Annotated in this window: 23 protein-coding genes; 22 read left to right on the top strand and 1 reads right to left on the bottom strand. The window is 63.9% G+C overall.

The annotated features are described in order from the left end of the window. Positions 1-6: 6 nt before the first annotated feature. The 22 genes from rpsC to ACVMIH_RS10725 all read left to right on the top strand — a co-directional run bounded on the left by rpsC (position 7) and on the right by ACVMIH_RS10725 (position 12,629). On the top strand, positions 7-708 hold the full coding sequence (gene rpsC, locus ACVMIH_RS10830; RefSeq protein WP_016843751.1) for a 30S ribosomal protein S3: 702 nt from the start codon (positions 7-9) through the stop codon (positions 706-708). Positions 709-738: 30 nt separating this feature from the next. Further along, on the top strand, positions 739-1,152 hold the full coding sequence (gene rplP / locus ACVMIH_RS10825; RefSeq protein WP_016843752.1) for a 50S ribosomal protein L16: 414 nt from the start codon (positions 739-741) through the stop codon (positions 1,150-1,152). A 5-nt stretch (positions 1,153-1,157) separates the two neighbouring features. Next, the gene (gene rpmC / locus ACVMIH_RS10820) at positions 1,158-1,364 is read left to right on the top strand and encodes a 50S ribosomal protein L29 (RefSeq protein ID WP_016843753.1); all 207 of its coding nucleotides are present in this window, start codon (positions 1,158-1,160) and stop codon (positions 1,362-1,364) included. 10 nt (positions 1,365-1,374) lie between these two features. Then, entirely contained in the window at positions 1,375-1,623 is a 249-nt protein-coding gene (rpsQ, locus tag ACVMIH_RS10815; protein ID WP_016843754.1) for a 30S ribosomal protein S17, read from the top strand. A 75-nt stretch (positions 1,624-1,698) separates the two neighbouring features. Further along, entirely contained in the window at positions 1,699-2,067 is a 369-nt protein-coding gene (gene rplN / locus ACVMIH_RS10810) for a 50S ribosomal protein L14 (protein ID WP_011473865.1), read from the top strand. Beyond that, complete coding sequence (gene rplX / locus ACVMIH_RS10805; protein WP_016843755.1) at positions 2,067-2,381, top strand: 50S ribosomal protein L24; 315 nt, start codon at positions 2,067-2,069, stop codon at positions 2,379-2,381. The genes rplN and rplX overlap by 1 nt, the downstream gene beginning before the upstream one ends. Further along, positions 2,374-2,931 (top strand): 50S ribosomal protein L5, encoded by a 558-nt coding sequence (gene rplE, locus ACVMIH_RS10800; RefSeq protein ID WP_016843756.1) that lies wholly within the window; start codon positions 2,374-2,376, stop codon positions 2,929-2,931. The genes rplX and rplE overlap by 8 nt, the downstream gene beginning before the upstream one ends. 46 nt (positions 2,932-2,977) lie before the next feature. Next, the gene (rpsN, locus tag ACVMIH_RS10795; RefSeq protein ID WP_016843757.1) at positions 2,978-3,283 is read left to right on the top strand and encodes a 30S ribosomal protein S14; all 306 of its coding nucleotides are present in this window, start codon (positions 2,978-2,980) and stop codon (positions 3,281-3,283) included. Between the two features lie 15 nt (positions 3,284-3,298). Beyond that, complete coding sequence (gene rpsH, locus ACVMIH_RS10790) at positions 3,299-3,697, top strand: 30S ribosomal protein S8 (RefSeq protein WP_018272133.1); 399 nt, start codon at positions 3,299-3,301, stop codon at positions 3,695-3,697. A 14-nt stretch (positions 3,698-3,711) separates the two neighbouring features. Next, on the top strand, positions 3,712-4,245 hold the full coding sequence (gene rplF / locus ACVMIH_RS10785; protein ID WP_024578581.1) for a 50S ribosomal protein L6: 534 nt from the start codon (positions 3,712-3,714) through the stop codon (positions 4,243-4,245). A gap of 11 nt (positions 4,246-4,256) precedes the next feature. Then, positions 4,257-4,616, top strand: a complete 360-nt coding sequence (gene rplR / locus ACVMIH_RS10780) for a 50S ribosomal protein L18 (protein ID WP_016843760.1) — start codon at positions 4,257-4,259, stop codon at positions 4,614-4,616. A gap of 58 nt (positions 4,617-4,674) precedes the next feature. Beyond that, positions 4,675-5,250 carry a 30S ribosomal protein S5 gene (gene rpsE, locus ACVMIH_RS10775; protein WP_016843761.1) on the top strand — a complete coding sequence of 192 codons (576 nt, stop codon included), beginning with the start codon at positions 4,675-4,677 and terminating at the stop codon, positions 5,248-5,250. A gap of 39 nt (positions 5,251-5,289) precedes the next feature. Beyond that, complete coding sequence (gene rpmD, locus ACVMIH_RS10770) at positions 5,290-5,481, top strand: 50S ribosomal protein L30 (protein WP_028335461.1); 192 nt, start codon at positions 5,290-5,292, stop codon at positions 5,479-5,481. Between the two features lie 21 nt (positions 5,482-5,502). Next, entirely contained in the window at positions 5,503-5,988 is a 486-nt protein-coding gene (rplO, locus tag ACVMIH_RS10765) for a 50S ribosomal protein L15 (protein ID WP_028339310.1), read from the top strand. A gap of 156 nt (positions 5,989-6,144) precedes the next feature. After that, positions 6,145-7,479 (top strand): preprotein translocase subunit SecY, encoded by a 1,335-nt coding sequence (gene secY / locus ACVMIH_RS10760; protein ID WP_057019546.1) that lies wholly within the window; start codon positions 6,145-6,147, stop codon positions 7,477-7,479. Positions 7,480-7,550: 71 nt separating this feature from the next. Beyond that, complete coding sequence (locus ACVMIH_RS10755; protein WP_456861640.1) at positions 7,551-8,447, top strand: adenylate kinase; 897 nt, start codon at positions 7,551-7,553, stop codon at positions 8,445-8,447. Positions 8,448-8,636: 189 nt separating this feature from the next. Next, positions 8,637-9,005: a 30S ribosomal protein S13 gene (gene rpsM / locus ACVMIH_RS10750; protein WP_057019544.1), complete on the top strand. Its 369-nt coding sequence runs from the start codon at positions 8,637-8,639 to the stop codon at positions 9,003-9,005. 114 nt (positions 9,006-9,119) lie between these two features. Further along, positions 9,120-9,509 (top strand): 30S ribosomal protein S11, encoded by a 390-nt coding sequence (rpsK, locus tag ACVMIH_RS10745; protein WP_006021048.1) that lies wholly within the window; start codon positions 9,120-9,122, stop codon positions 9,507-9,509. A gap of 119 nt (positions 9,510-9,628) precedes the next feature. Next, a complete protein-coding gene (locus ACVMIH_RS10740; protein ID WP_035631062.1) occupies positions 9,629-10,660 on the top strand; it encodes a DNA-directed RNA polymerase subunit alpha in 1,032 nt (343 codons plus the stop codon). A 161-nt stretch (positions 10,661-10,821) separates the two neighbouring features. Continuing rightward, positions 10,822-11,238 (top strand): 50S ribosomal protein L17, encoded by a 417-nt coding sequence (gene rplQ / locus ACVMIH_RS10735; protein ID WP_028339307.1) that lies wholly within the window; start codon positions 10,822-10,824, stop codon positions 11,236-11,238. A 293-nt stretch (positions 11,239-11,531) separates the two neighbouring features. Then, on the top strand, positions 11,532-12,326 hold the full coding sequence (locus ACVMIH_RS10730) for an SDR family NAD(P)-dependent oxidoreductase (protein WP_057019542.1): 795 nt from the start codon (positions 11,532-11,534) through the stop codon (positions 12,324-12,326). Positions 12,327-12,362: 36 nt separating this feature from the next. Continuing rightward, positions 12,363-12,629, top strand: coding sequence for a DUF1330 domain-containing protein (locus tag ACVMIH_RS10725; protein WP_456861638.1), 267 nt, complete (start codon positions 12,363-12,365; stop codon positions 12,627-12,629). A 102-nt stretch (positions 12,630-12,731) separates the two neighbouring features. Here the strand turns inward: ACVMIH_RS10725 and ACVMIH_RS10720 are convergent, their stop codons facing one another. Beyond that, positions 12,732-13,859, bottom strand: a complete 1,128-nt coding sequence (locus ACVMIH_RS10720; RefSeq protein ID WP_456861636.1) for a hypothetical protein — start codon at positions 13,857-13,859, stop codon at positions 12,732-12,734. Between the last annotated feature and the right edge of the window lie 8 nt (positions 13,860-13,867).

Genomic DNA, 13,867 nt, shown 5'->3' with positions numbered 1-13,867 from the left:
AAGACGATGGGTCAAAAGATCAATCCAATCGGGCTGCGTCTCGGCATCAACCGGACCTGGGACTCCCGTTGGTTCGCCGGCAAGCAGGAATACGGCAAGCTGCTGCACGAGGACGTCAAGATCCGCGAGATCCTGCACAAGGAGCTCAAGCAGGCGGCCGTCGCCCGCATCGTGATCGAGCGTCCGCACAAGAAGTGCCGCGTGACGATCCATTCGGCCCGTCCGGGCGTCGTGATCGGCAAGAAGGGTGCCGACATCGACAAGCTGCGCAAGAAGGTTGCCGACATCACCTCGTCGGACGTCGTGATCAACATCGTCGAAATCCGCAAGCCTGAGCTCGACGCGACCCTGGTCGCTGAATCGATCGCCCAGCAGCTCGAGCGCCGCGTCGCGTTCCGCCGCGCCATGAAGCGCGCCGTGCAGTCGGCGATGCGTCTCGGTGCCGGTGGCATCCGCATCAACTGCTCGGGCCGTCTCGGCGGCGCCGAAATCGCGCGCATGGAGTGGTACCGCGAAGGTCGCGTGCCGCTGCACACGCTGCGCGCCGACGTCGACTACGGCGTTGCCACCGCGTTCACGACCTTCGGCACCTGCGGCGTCAAGGTCTGGATCTTCAAGGGCGAGATCCTCGAGCACGATCCGATGGCCCAGGACAAGAAGATGGCCGAAGGCGACAGCACGCCGCGTTCGCGCCGCGACGCCGCTTGAGGCAAAGCAGGAATTTGAGGGCTTAAAGCCATGATGCAACCTAAGAAAACGAAGTTCCGGAAGGCGCATAAGGGCCGTATCCACGGCGTTGCGACCTCTGGCGCGACGTTGGCGTTCGGCCAGTTCGGCCTGAAGGCGATGGAGCCTGAGCGCGTCACCGCCCGTCAGATCGAAGCCGCCCGCCGCGCGCTGACCCGTCACATGAAGCGCGCCGGCCGCGTCTGGATCCGCGTGTTCCCGGACGTGCCGGTGTCGAAGAAGCCCGCCGAAGTCCGCATGGGCTCCGGCAAGGGTGCCCCGGAATTGTGGGTGGTCCGGATCAAGCCGGGCCGCGTGATGTTCGAGATCGACGGCGTGCCGGTGCAGACCGCGAAGGAAGCGCTGTCGCTCGCCGCCGCCAAGCTGCCGATCAAGACGCGCTTCGTTGCGCGCATTGCGGAGTAATCGCCATGGCCGAGATGAAAGTTGAAGACATTCGCGCGATGAGCGACGACCAGCGGGAAGACGCGATCCTGAATCTGAAGAAGGAACGCTTCAACCTGCGTTTCCAGCGCGCCACCGGGCAGCTGGAGAACACCTCGCGGATGCGGGAAGCCCGCCGCGATATCGCTCGTATCAAGACCATCGCTGCCCAGCAGCGCGCGAAGAAGAAGTAAGGGGCCAGCTATGCCGAAACGTACTCTGCAGGGCGTGGTCGTCAGCGACAAGCAAGCCAAGACCATCGTGGTGCGCGTCGATCGCCGCTTCACCCACCCGATCTACAAGAAGACGATCCGCCGTTCCAAGAACTACCACGCGCACGACGAGAACAACCAGTTCAAGCCGGGCGACATGGTCTGGATCGAGGAATCGAAGCCGATCTCGAAGCTGAAGCGCTGGACCGTGGTCCGGGGCGAACACAAGAAAACGGCCTGATTACTTCGGCCTGGCCGAGGGAATTCAGGGAAATTTTGAGCGCGCTGAAGCGCAGAAAGAGGACGAGGTGCATCAATGATTCAGATGCAGACCAACCTCGACGTGGCCGATAATTCAGGCGCACGCCGTGTCATGTGCATCAAGGTTCTTGGAGGTTCCAAGCGCCGCTATGCCACCGTGGGCGACGTTATCGTTGTGTCGATCAAGGAAGCCATTCCGCGTGGCAAGGTGAAGAAGGGCGACGTGATGAAGGCCGTCGTGGTCCGGGTCCGCAAGGACATCCGCCGCGCCGACGGTTCGGTCATCCGCTTCGACCGCAACGCCGCCGTGCTGATCAACAATCAGTCCGAGCCGGTCGGCACCCGTATCTTCGGGCCGGTGCCGCGCGAGCTGCGCGCCAAGAACCACATGAAGATCATTTCGCTCGCGCCGGAGGTGCTGTGATGGCTGCCAAGATCCGCAAGGGCGACAAGGTGATGGTGCTCACCGGCCGCGACAAGGGTCGCACCGGCGAGGTGTTCGAGGTGCGTCCGGACGAGAACAAGGCTCTCGTTCGCGGCATCAACATGGTGAAGCGTCACCAGAAGCAGACCCAGACCCAGGAAGGCGGCATCATCTCCAAGGAGATGCCGATCGACCTTTCGAACATTGCGTATGTCGGCAAGGACGGAAAGCCGACCCGCATCGGGTTCAAGATTCAGGCCGATGGCAAGAAGGTTCGTGTTGCCAAGAGCTCGGGAGCAGAGATCGATGGCTGATACAGCTTACACGCCGCGTCTGCGCGCGGAGTATGACAAGAAGATCCGCGGCATGATGACCGAGAAGTTCGGTTATGCCAACGTGATGCAGGTGCCGCGCCTCGACAAGGTCGTGCTCAACATGGGCGTGGGCGACTCCGTCAACGATCGCAAGAAGGCCGAGACCGCCGCCGCCGAGCTGACCCAGATCGCCGGCCAGAAGGCGATCGTGACCTATTCGCGGATCGCGATCGCGACCTTCAAGCTGCGTGAGAACCAGCCGATCGGCTGCAAGGTCACGCTGCGCAAGACCCATATGTACGAGTTCATCGACCGCCTGGTGAACGTGGCGCTGCCCCGCGTCCGCGACTTCCGCGGCCTGAACCCGAAGAGCTTCGACGGCCGTGGCAACTATTCGCTCGGCATCAAGGAGCACATCATTTTCCCCGAGATCGACTTCGACAAGGTCTCGGAAGCGCGTGGCATGGACATCACGGTCTGCACCACCGCCAAGACCGACGACGAGGCGCGTGCCTTGTTGACCGCTTTCAATTTCCCGTTCCGGCAGTGAGTAGCTGAGCCAAAGCCACTCAAACGCGGATACCCAGGAGCCAAGCATGGCAAAGAAGAGTTCAGTCGAGAAGAACAACCGGCGCAAGCGGATGGCGAAGAACGCCGGCCCGCGCCGCGAGAAGCTGAAGGCGATCATCGCCGACAAGACCAAGCCGATGGAAGAGCGCTTCGCGGCGACGCTGAAGCTCGCCGAGATGCCGCGCAACTCGTCGCCGACGCGCATCCGCAACCGTTGCGAGCTGACCGGGCGTCCGCGCTCGAACTATCGCAAGAACAAGCTCTCGCGCATCGCGCTGCGTGAACTCGGCTCCAAGGGCCTGGTTCCCGGCCTCGTGAAGTCGAGCTGGTAAGGGAGGGTCGGAACAATGTCTACGCACGATCCGATCAGCGATCTCATCACCCGCATCCGCAACGCGCAGATGCGCTCCAAGTCCAAGGTCTCGAGCCCCGGCTCGAAGATGCGCGCCAACGTGCTCGAGGTGCTGAAGTCCGAGGGTTACATCCGCGGCTACGCCAGCGTCGAGCATGCCTCGGGCCGCAGCGAGCTCGAGATCGAGCTGAAGTATTTCGACGGCGAGCCCGTCATCCGCGAGATCGAGCGGGTGTCGAAGCCGGGCCGCCGCGTTTACGCCTCGGTGAAGAACCTGCCGCGCGTGAACAACGGTCTCGGCATTTCGGTGTTGTCGACGCCGAAGGGAATCATGGCTGACCACCAGGCGCGCGACGCCAACGTGGGCGGCGAAGTTCTCTTCACGGTGTTCTGAGGAAGGATTTTACGATGTCACGTATCGGCAAAAGGCCGGTGGCGATCCCGTCGGGTGTGACGGCGACCGTCGAGGGCCAGACCGTCAAGGTGAAGGGGCCGAAGGGCCAGCTTCAGTTCGTCGTGCATGACGACGTCGAGGTGAAGTTCGAGAACGGTCAGGTCAAGGTCGCTCCGCGGGTCAAGACCAACCGCGCGCAGGCGATGTACGGCACCGCGCGCGCGCAGGTCGCCAACCTCGTCGAGGGCGTCACCAAGGGCTTCGAGAAGAAGCTCGAGATCACCGGCGTCGGCTACCGCGCCGCGATGCAGGGCAAGAACCTGCAGCTCGCGCTCGGCTACAGCCACGACGTGGTGTACGCGATCCCGGAAGGCATCACCATCGCGGTGCCGAAGCCGACCGAGATCACGATCACCGGCAACGATCCGCAGCGCGTCGGCCAGGTCGCCGCCGAGATCCGCGCCTACCGTCCGCCGGAGCCCTACAAGGGCAAGGGCGTGAAGTACGCCAACGAATTCATCTTCCGCAAGGAAGGCAAGAAGAAGTAACGGAGCCGGTCATGTCACTCAAGGTTACGAATGCCCGGCGCAAGCAGCGCGTGCGCCTTGCGCTTCGCCGCTCGGCAGGCGGCCGTCCGCGGCTGTCGGTGTTCCGCTCGTCCAAGCACATCTACGCCCAGGTCATCGACGACCAGAAGGGCGAGACGCTCGCTTCCGCCTCGTCGCTGGAGAAGACCATGCGCGACGCCGGCAAGACCGGCGCCGACATCGATGCGGCAAAGGCGGTCGGCAAGCTGCTCGCCGAGCGCGCGGCGCAGAAGGGTGTCAAGGAAGTCGTGTTCGATCGCGGCGCCTACATCTATCACGGGCGCGTCAAGGCGCTCGCGGATGCGGCGCGCGAAGGCGGATTGAGCTTCTAAACTTTACGAACGATGACGAGGAAAGAGGCGCAAGGCCTCCTAGAGATTGGAAAACACCATGGCAGGTGAACGCGAACGCGGCGGACGCGAACGGAGCAGGGAGCGCGAGGAGCGCGACAGCGAGTTCGTCGACAAGCTCGTCCACATCAATCGCGTGGCGAAGGTCGTCAAGGGCGGCAAGCGCTTCGGCTTTGCGGCGCTGGTCGTGATCGGCGACCAGAAGGGCCGGGTCGGGTTCGGCCACGGCAAGGCGCGCGAAGTTCCGGAAGCGATCCGCAAGGCGACCGAATCGGCGAAGCGCAACCTGACGCGCGTCGCGCTTCGCGAAGGCCGCACGCTGCATCACGACATCGCCGGCCGTCACGGCGCCGGCCGCGTCTACCTGCGTGCCGCTCCGGCCGGTACCGGCATCATCGCCGGCGGCCCGATGCGCGCTGTGTTCGAGACGCTCGGCATCCAGGACGTGGTGGCGAAGTCGATCGGCTCGTCGAATCCCTACAACATGGTTCGCGCGACGTTCGATGCGCTGAAGCATCAGGATTCGCCCCGCTCGGTGGCGGCACGCCGCAACATCAAGGTCTCCACCCTGCAGTCGCGCCGCGTCGGCGGCGACGCCGAAGTGGTGGCGGAATAACAACGCGCGCTTCTCGAAGCGCTATTCGGAGTTACTGTCATGGCCAAGGCCAGCAAGACCATCAAGGTCGAGCAGATCGGCAGCGCAATCCGCCGCCATCACTCGCAGCGTTCGACGCTGATCGGCCTCAAGCTCAACAAGATCGGCCGGGTTGCCGAGCTGCAGGATACCCCTGAAGTTCGCGGCATGATCAGCAAGGTTCAGCATCTCGTCCGCGTCGTCGGCGAGTAAGCAGAGATAAGGAGAAGGGCGATGAAGCTCAGCGATATCGCCGACAACGCCGGCTCGCGCAAGAAGCGCATGCGTGTCGGCCGTGGCATCGGTTCCGGCAAGGGCAAGACCTCGGGCCGCGGCGGCAAGGGCCAGACCGCGCGTTCGGGCGTCCGCATCAAGGGTTTCGAAGGCGGCCAGATGCCGATGCATCGCCGTCTGCCGAAGCGCGGCTTCAACAACATCTTCCGGCTCGACTTCGCCGAGATCAATCTCGACCGTCTGCAGGAAGCGATCGACAACAAGCTGGTCGATGCGAGCGCGACGGTGAACGTCGAATCGCTGGTCAAGGCCGGCGTGCTGCGCCGCGCCAAGGACGGCCTGCGGCTGCTCGGCCGCGGCGAGATCAAGACCAAGCTGACCATCGAGGTGCACGGCGCTTCCAAGTCGGCCATTGCCGCGGTCGAGAAGGCCGGCGGCTCGGTCAAGATCCTGGCCCCCGCCAAGGAAGAAGGCGAGGCGGCGTAACATCTGCGTCATTGCCCGCGACGCGCGGGCAATCCGCGGATCGAATGATGGACTTATCGAGGCCGAGCACCAGATAATGTCCGGTGTCTGCCGGCGCCCAGGGAATTGATCTCTTTGGGGGCGCCGGCGAATGGGGCTCCGGGAGAAAGCCGAAACATGGTCTCAGCAGCCGAACAACTTGCCGCCAACCTCAATTTCGGACAGCTGGCGAAAGCCGACGAGCTGAAGAAGCGCATCTGGTTCACCCTGGGTGCGCTGCTTGTTTATCGGCTCGGCACCTACATCCCGCTGCCCGGCATCGATCCCAACATCTGGGAGCAGGTGTTCCGCAGCCAGTCCGGCGGCATCCTCGGCATGTTCAACATGTTCGCCGGCGGCGGCATCCACCGCATGGCGATCTTCGCGCTCAACATCATGCCGTACATCTCGGCATCGATCATCGTGCAGCTGCTGACCACCGTGTCGCCGCAGCTCGAGGCGCTCAAGAAGGAAGGCGAGGCGGGCCGCAAGACGCTGAACCAGTACACCCGCTATCTGACCGTGATCCTGGCGCTGTTCCAGTCCTATGGCATCGCGATCGGCCTCGAAGGCGCCGGTAATGTCGTCAGCGACCCCGGCATGTTCTTCCGGATCTCGACCGCGATCACGCTGACCGGCGGCACCATGTTCCTGATGTGGCTCGGCGAGCAGATCACCTCGCGCGGCATCGGCAACGGTATCTCGCTGATCATCCTGTCCGGCATCGTCGCCGAGCTGCCGTCGGCGCTCGCCAACATGCTGGAACTGGGCCGCCAGGGCGCGATGTCGACCGGCCTGATCCTGATCGTCATCGTGATGGCGGTCGCCGTGATCGCCTTCATCGTGTTCATGGAGCGCGCGCAGCGCCGGCTTTTGATCCAGTATCCGAAGCGCCAGGTCGGCAACAAGATGTTCGAGGGCCAGTCCTCGCATCTGCCGCTCAAGCTCAACACCTCGGGCGTGATTCCGCCGATCTTCGCCTCGTCGCTGCTGCTGCTGCCGACCACGGTCGCGAACTTCAACGCCGGCAAGGGGCCGGAATGGTTCCAGTGGATCACGACCCAGCTCAGCCACGGCCGGCCGCTGTTCCTGTTCATGTATCTCGCGCTGATCGTGTTCTTCGCGTTCTTCTACACCGCGATCGTGTTCAATCCGACCGAGACCGCGGACAACCTGAAGAAGCATGGCGGCTTCATCCCGGGCATCCGGCCCGGCGAGCGCACCGCCGAGTACATCGACTATGTGCTGTCGCGCATCACGGTGCTCGGCGCGGTCTATCTCGCGATCGTCTGCCTGATTCCTGAAATTCTGATTTCCTACGCATCGGTCCCGTTCTACTTTGGCGGCACCTCGCTGTTGATCGTCGTCAGCGTGACGATGGATACGGTGTCGCAGGTGCAGGGCTATCTGCTCGCTCATCAGTATGAGGGGTTGATCAGGAAGTCGAAGCTCAGGGGAGGCCGCCGCCGCTGATCGCGGCTTGGCTTCGAACTCAAAACACAGGTGTGCGGACGTCGCCCACCTAGCCGGGGGGCGAAACAGATATGAGATTGATCCTTTTGGGGCCGCCGGGCTCGGGCAAGGGAACCCAGGCGCAGCGGCTGGTGCACAAGCACGGCATCGTCCAGCTCTCGACCGGTGAGATGCTGCGCGCTGCGGTCGCCGCGGGCACGCCGGTCGGCTTGCAGGCCAAGGAGATCATGGCCAATGGCGGCCTGGTTCCCGACGAGGTCGTGGTGGGAATCATCGCCGACCGCATCGAGGAGCCCGATGCCAAGAAGGGGTTCATTCTCGACGGCTTCCCGCGCACTGTGCCGCAGGCCGAGGCGCTCGACGATCTGCTCCGGAAAAAGCACCTCAAGCTCGACGCGGTGGTTGAGCTCCGCGTCAACGAGAGCGCGCTGCTCGCCCGCGTTGAGAGGCGTGCCGAGGAAACCCGCGCGCGCGGCGAGGAAGTCCGCCTCGACGACACGCCGGAAGTGCTGACCAAGCGCCTGGCGCAGTACCGTTCGCTGACGGAGCCGCTGATTCACTATTATTCGGAGCGGCGGAAGCTTCTGACGGTCGATGGCATGATGACCATCGAGCACGTCACCCGCGAGATCAACCGGATCCTGACCGCGCTCGGCGCGCTGGAACCCAGGGAACACGAGGATCACGTCCCCAAGACGGCTAAAAAGGCCGCCAAGGCGGCCATGAAGGCCAGCAAGAAGCCGGCCCGGAAGGCAGCTAGACCAGCCAAAAAGGCCGCCAAATCGGCCCGGAAGGCTGCCAAGGCGTCCTCCAAGGCCAAAGCGGCCAAGAAAACCGTGAAGAAAACCGTGAAGAAAGCCGCGAAGAAGGCGGTAAAGAAGGCCGCCCGCGCCGCGAAAGCCCGCAAGGGAGCAAAGACCGCCAAAAAGGCGGCAAAAAAGCTCACGAAAAAGCGAGCTAAACGCTAGGAGCGGTTGACGAAACCGACATGAATCCTTTAATAAGCCCCGCATCCAAGTTGGATAGTTTGATGACGATGCCGGGCCCCGAAGGACATGAGGGGAGGGCGTCGTGTTCGCGTTTGTGGACACAAGCCCGAGAGAGCAAGCACTTGAGAAGCCCGTATCCGTGATGGATCGGCGACAGGAGAGAAGTCCGTGGCCCGTATTGCCGGCGTCAACATTCCTACCAACAAGCGCGTCCTGATCGCGCTTCAGTACATCCATGGCATCGGCCAGAAGAACGCGGCCGACATCATCGAGAAGGTCAAGATCCCGCTGGACCGTCGCGTCAACCAGCTGACCGACCAGGAAGTCCTGCAGATCCGCGAAGTGATCGACCGCGACTACCTGGTCGAGGGCGACCTCCGTCGCGAGGTCGGCATCAACATCAAGCGGCTGATGGACCTCGGCTGCTACCGCGGCCTGCGTCATCGCCGCGGTCTGCCGGTGCGCGGCCAGCGCACCCACACCAATGCGCGCACGCGCAAGGGGCCGGCCAAGGCGATCGCCGGCAAGAAGAAGTAAGTTTTGCGAATTGCTAGTGGGGAGTAGCGAATGGAAATTCGCTACTCGCCATTTGCGTTTTGAGGTGTAGCCGCTGGCACTACGGCGGCGTCGAGATCACAGGAAAGGTTTGAAATGGGCAAGGAAGCCACCCGCGTACGCCGCCGCGAACGCAAGAACATCGCCTCCGGCATCGCGCACGTGAATTCGTCGTTCAACAACACGACGATCACCATCACCGACGCGCAGGGCAACACCATTGCCTGGTCGTCGGCCGGCACCATGGGCTTCAAGGGCTCACGCAAGTCGACCCCCTATGCCGCGCAGGTCGCGGCGGAAGACGTCTCCAAGAAGGCGCAGGAACACGGCATGCGCACGCTGGAGGTTGAAGTGGCCGGCCCGGGTTCGGGCCGTGAATCGGCGCTCCGTGCGCTGCAGGCTGCGGGCTTCACCGTCACCTCGATCCGCGACGTGACCACCATCCCGCACAATGGCTGCCGTCCGCGCAAGCGTCGGCGCGTTTGATCTGTAAGTCGCGGGCGGCCTCTGGCCGCCCTGCGATGGTTTTTGGAATTGACCGCGCGGACTGATCCGCGATCTCCAACGCCGGGTTCGGCCATTCGATTTGGCCCTGTGACCGGCAAATGGGTGAAACAGTGACGATCCAGAAAAATTGGCAAGAACTCATTCGACCGAACAAGCTGCAGGTAACGCCGGGCTCGGACGCGAGCCGGTTCGCCACCGTGGTCGCCGAACCGCTCGAGCGTGGCTTCGGCCAGACGCTCGGCAACGCGCTGCGCCGCATCCTGTTGTCCTCGCTGCAGGGCGCGGCGGTGCAGTCGGTGCATATCGACGGCGTGCTGCACGAGTTCTCCTCGATCGCCGGTGTCCGTGAAGACGTCACCGACATCGTCCTCAACATCAAGGACATCTCGATCAAGATGCAGGGCGAAGGCCCGAAGCGCATGGTCGTGAAGAAGCAGGGCCCGGGCGCCGTCACCGCCGGCGACATCCAGACCGTCGGCGATGTCACGGTGCTCAACCCCGACCTGCAGCTCTGCACGCTGGACGACGGCGCCGAGATCCGCATGGAGTTCACGGTCACGACCGGCAAGGGCTATGTCGCCGCCGAGCGCAACCGTCCCGAGGATGCTCCGATCGGCCTGATCCCGGTCGACAGCCTGTTCTCGCCGGTCCGCAAGGTCTCCTACAAGGTCGAGAACACCCGCGAGGGCCAGATCCTCGACTACGACAAGCTGACCATGACGATCGAGACCAACGGCGCGATCACGCCGGAGGACGCGGTGGCCTACGCCGCGCGCATCCTGCAGGATCAGCTCAACGTGTTCGTCAACTTCGAAGAGCCGCGCAAGGAAGTCACGCAGGAGATCATCCCCGATCTCGCGTTCAACCCGGCGTTCCTCAAGAAGGTCGACGAGCTCGAGCTGTCGGTGCGTTCGGCAAACTGCCTGAAGAACGACAACATCGTCTACATCGGCGACCTCGTGCAGAAGTCGGAAGCGGAAATGCTCCGCACCCCGAACTTCGGCCGCAAGTCGCTGAACGAGATCAAGGAAGTGCTGGCCCAGATGGGTCTGCACCTCGGCATGGAAGTGCCGGGCTGGCCGCCGGAGAACATCGACGAGCTCGCCAAGCGCTTCGAGGATCACTACTAAGCTTTGGTCATTCCGGACGTCGCGAAGCGGCGATCCGGAATCTCGAGATTCCGGGTTCGGCTCTGCGAGCCGCCCGGAATGACGTCCGGGCGAACGCAGGATGCCCACCTGCAAAACTTGTCGCTGAACCACCGCGGCAGAATTGAAGAAGGAAGAAGTCAATGCGTCACGGCAAGGTTCATCGGAAGCTCAACCGCACCGCCGAGCACCGGCGTGCGATGTTCGCCAACATGGCGGCCGCGCTGATCAAGCACGAGCAGATCGTCACCACGCTGCCGAAGGCCAAGGAGCTGCGGCCGATCGTCGAGAAGCTCGTCACCCTCGGCAAGAAGGGCGGCCTCGCCCTGCGCCGCCAGGCGATCTCGGAGCTGCGCGACGTCGACCAGGTCAAGAAGCTGTTCGACACGCTGGCGACCCGCTACAAGGACCGCCAGGGCGGCTACACCCGCATCATCAAGGCCGGCTTCCGCTACGGCGACAACGCGGCGATGGCCGTGATCGAGTTCGTCGACCGCGACGTCGACGCCAAGGGCCAGGATTCCGGTCCGACCCAGGACAAGGAAGCCGAGGCGGCGTAAGCCCCGCTTCGAGCCAGGTTTTGAAAGCGGCGCCTTCGGGCGCCGTTTTTGTTTGTCGGCGTCGCTCCATCCCGGACGTCGTCCTGGCGAAAGCCAGCACCCACAATCGCAAGCGGACGTTGTCGCGACGGCTGGAGGTCGCGCCGTCGCGCAATAACGCGGGCTGGTGGTAATGGGTCCTGGCTTTCGCCAGGACGACGAGGTGTGTTCTGCTTCCTCACGCATCGGTGAGATGCAATTGCGGCGCTGCATGCCGCGCCCGATATGTCCATCGACATCAATGGAGATGACAGATGAAAATCGACCTTTCCGGAAAGACTGCGCTGGTGACCGGCTCGACCGCGGGCATTGGCAATGCCATCGCAAGGGGGCTGGCCGAGACCGGCGCCGAGGTCGTCGTCAACGGCCGCGGTCAGGCCAAGGTCGATGCCGCGATTGCCGCGATCACGAAGGCGGTACCCGGCGCGAAGCTCCGCGGCATTGCCGCCGACGTATCGAGCGCTGCCGGTTGCAAGGCGCTGCTCGCGGCGCTGCCGGACGTCGACATCCTCGTCAACAATGCCGGCATCTTCGAGCCGAAGCCGTTCTTCGACATTCCCGACGAGGACTGGAGCCGCTTCTACGAGGTCAACGTGATGTCGGGCGTGCGGCTGTCGCGCGGCTACATGCAGGGCATGCTGAAGCGCAACTGGGGTCGCATCGTCTTCATTTCCTCGGAGTCCGGCCTCAACATTCCGACCGAGATGATCCACTACGGCATGACCAAGACCGCGCAGCTTGCGATCGCGCGCGGCCTCGCCGAGCTGACCAAAGGCACCGCCGTGACCGTCAACTCGGTGCTGCCCGGACCGACCATGTCCGAAGGCGTCGAGACCTTCGTCAAGGATCTCGCCAAGCAGAACGGCCAATCGGTCGAGGAGGCGGCCTCCAACTTCGTCAAGCAGCACCGGCCGACCTCGCTGCTGCAGCGCTTTGCCAGCACCGAGGAGATCGCCAACCTCGTGGTCTATGTCTGCTCCAAGCAGGCATCCGCGACCAACGGCGCCGCGCTGCGCGCCGAGGGCGGCATCGTCAACACGATCGCATGAGGCCGCACGCCGGCCTATGTGATCTCCGAAGTCGAGATGCGCGACGCCGCGGCGTTCGAGGCCTATCGGACGCTGGCGGCGAACACCATCGCACAATTTGGCGGGCGCTACGTCGTGCGCGGCGGCACAGTCGAGGTGGTGGAGGGCGGTCCACCACCGAACGCGATCGTCGTCGTCGAATTTCCGACCATGGCGCGCCTGCGCGAATGGTACGCGTCACCGGAATACGCCGAAGCGTTGAAGCTTCGCGCAACCGCGCTGGAGCGACGCCTGCTGTTCGTCGAGGGCGTACCGGCGATCTAGAGCTTTTCCCGTTCCGATGGAATCGGAACGGGGCTCTAGATTCTTGTTTTGGCGCGTTTTCTTCACGCGAACCGGTATCCACTTCGCTCGAAAACGCTCTAGCTATCCCTTCGCGCCGTCGAGGAACTCGCTGAAGCCTGCGGGACGGTAGGGACCGAAGCAAATCTGCTCCAGCACGCCAATTCCGGTCTGGCCGCCCTGGCGGGCGCGGACCACCTGCTGGACGTGCACATTCTCGCGGGCCAGCGGGTCGAGCGTCGATGGATCGAACGACTCGCCGCCGATCTCGAGCTCGCCCTTCCACATGCCCTGGCCCCACTGCGGATGGCCGTAGCCGAGCCCCTTCATCTGGAATTTGAGGATCGGGTCGAGCGCGATGGTCGTGGTGTGGCCGTCGATATCGACGAGGTCGATTTCAGCCGACTGCGCGAGCCGGGTGTGCGGCACGTATTTGACGCGATGCCGCGCGGTCGCCATGCGGCGGTCGAGGCCGTCGACCACGCCGGGAATCTCGGCCTCGCATCGGTAGAGCGGCGCGGTGATGCCCTCGCGGACCAGCGCCTCGCCCTGCGTCCCGTCGAAGAAGATCGTGTGCGAGATGTGGTCGTCCCAGACCAGCGGCGCCCAGAGGAAGAACACGCTCGGCGGCGGCATCGGCGCGCCTCCGACGTCGCGTTCGCCGACATTGCGCACGCCCCAAGAGCGATCCTTGGTGCCGTAGCAGGTGCGATCGTCGACCTTGATCCCGCCGTCGGGGTGGCTGATGACACCGCTCCAGCGGCCGAACTGGTCGAACCGGGTCGAATCCATCGCGCGGCGGCCGCCCGACCAAAGCGTCTGGCGCGCTTCCTGGATCGCGGCGGTGCGCGCGGAGAAGGTCAGGTCGCAGGCGAGGCCCGTCGCATTGTCGTCGAGCACGACCCGGGTCCGCAGCATCGGCTCGAGCACTTCGAGCCTGAACGGACCGACCTGCATCTCGGTGCGCTCGAGCGGGGCGCGCCGCGAGCCGTAAAAGCAGTGCTGCCGTCCGCCGCGTTCCACGACGCTGAAGGCGCAATCGAGGATCTTGCGGTGCGGGTAGATCGCAATGCCGATCCCGAAATAATACGCGCCGTCGGCGGTGTAGCCGTTGAACCAGGTCCGGTCATAGACATTGCGGTCGCTGGTCGAGGGAACCGCGATCGGCTCCGGCGTCTGGTGGATGGGGAAATCGTCCAGTTTGTTGAGCACGCCGATCC

The sequence above is a fragment of the Bradyrhizobium sp. USDA 4503 genome (genome assembly GCF_054055815.1).
Note: the sequence above shows the minus strand (reverse complement) of the source record. Positions and strands in the feature narration are given on the sequence as shown.

Coding starts and splice junctions, on each gene's coding strand:
- rplP (WP_016843752.1), top strand. CDS start 739: ATGATGCAACCTAAGAAAACGAAGTTCCGGAAGGCGCATAAGGGCCGT.
- ACVMIH_RS10755 (WP_456861640.1), top strand. CDS start 7,551: ATGAGATTGATCCTTTTGGGGCCGCCGGGCTCGGGCAAGGGAACCCAG.
- secY (WP_057019546.1), top strand. CDS start 6,145: ATGGTCTCAGCAGCCGAACAACTTGCCGCCAACCTCAATTTCGGACAG.
- rpsQ (WP_016843754.1), top strand. CDS start 1,375: ATGCCGAAACGTACTCTGCAGGGCGTGGTCGTCAGCGACAAGCAAGCC.
- rpmC (WP_016843753.1), top strand. CDS start 1,158: ATGGCCGAGATGAAAGTTGAAGACATTCGCGCGATGAGCGACGACCAG.
- rplR (WP_016843760.1), top strand. CDS start 4,257: ATGTCACTCAAGGTTACGAATGCCCGGCGCAAGCAGCGCGTGCGCCTT.
- rplX (WP_016843755.1), top strand. CDS start 2,067: ATGGCTGCCAAGATCCGCAAGGGCGACAAGGTGATGGTGCTCACCGGC.
- ACVMIH_RS10730 (WP_057019542.1), top strand. CDS start 11,532: ATGAAAATCGACCTTTCCGGAAAGACTGCGCTGGTGACCGGCTCGACC.
- rplF (WP_024578581.1), top strand. CDS start 3,712: ATGTCACGTATCGGCAAAAGGCCGGTGGCGATCCCGTCGGGTGTGACG.
- rpsE (WP_016843761.1), top strand. CDS start 4,675: ATGGCAGGTGAACGCGAACGCGGCGGACGCGAACGGAGCAGGGAGCGC.
- ACVMIH_RS10725 (WP_456861638.1), top strand. CDS start 12,363: ATGCGCGACGCCGCGGCGTTCGAGGCCTATCGGACGCTGGCGGCGAAC.
- rplN (WP_011473865.1), top strand. CDS start 1,699: ATGATTCAGATGCAGACCAACCTCGACGTGGCCGATAATTCAGGCGCA.
- ACVMIH_RS10740 (WP_035631062.1), top strand. CDS start 9,629: ATGGGTGAAACAGTGACGATCCAGAAAAATTGGCAAGAACTCATTCGA.
- rplQ (WP_028339307.1), top strand. CDS start 10,822: ATGCGTCACGGCAAGGTTCATCGGAAGCTCAACCGCACCGCCGAGCAC.
- rpsH (WP_018272133.1), top strand. CDS start 3,299: ATGTCTACGCACGATCCGATCAGCGATCTCATCACCCGCATCCGCAAC.
- rpmD (WP_028335461.1), top strand. CDS start 5,290: ATGGCCAAGGCCAGCAAGACCATCAAGGTCGAGCAGATCGGCAGCGCA.
- rplO (WP_028339310.1), top strand. CDS start 5,503: ATGAAGCTCAGCGATATCGCCGACAACGCCGGCTCGCGCAAGAAGCGC.
- rpsC (WP_016843751.1), top strand. CDS start 7: ATGGGTCAAAAGATCAATCCAATCGGGCTGCGTCTCGGCATCAACCGG.
- rplE (WP_016843756.1), top strand. CDS start 2,374: ATGGCTGATACAGCTTACACGCCGCGTCTGCGCGCGGAGTATGACAAG.
- rpsK (WP_006021048.1), top strand. CDS start 9,120: ATGGGCAAGGAAGCCACCCGCGTACGCCGCCGCGAACGCAAGAACATC.
- rpsN (WP_016843757.1), top strand. CDS start 2,978: ATGGCAAAGAAGAGTTCAGTCGAGAAGAACAACCGGCGCAAGCGGATG.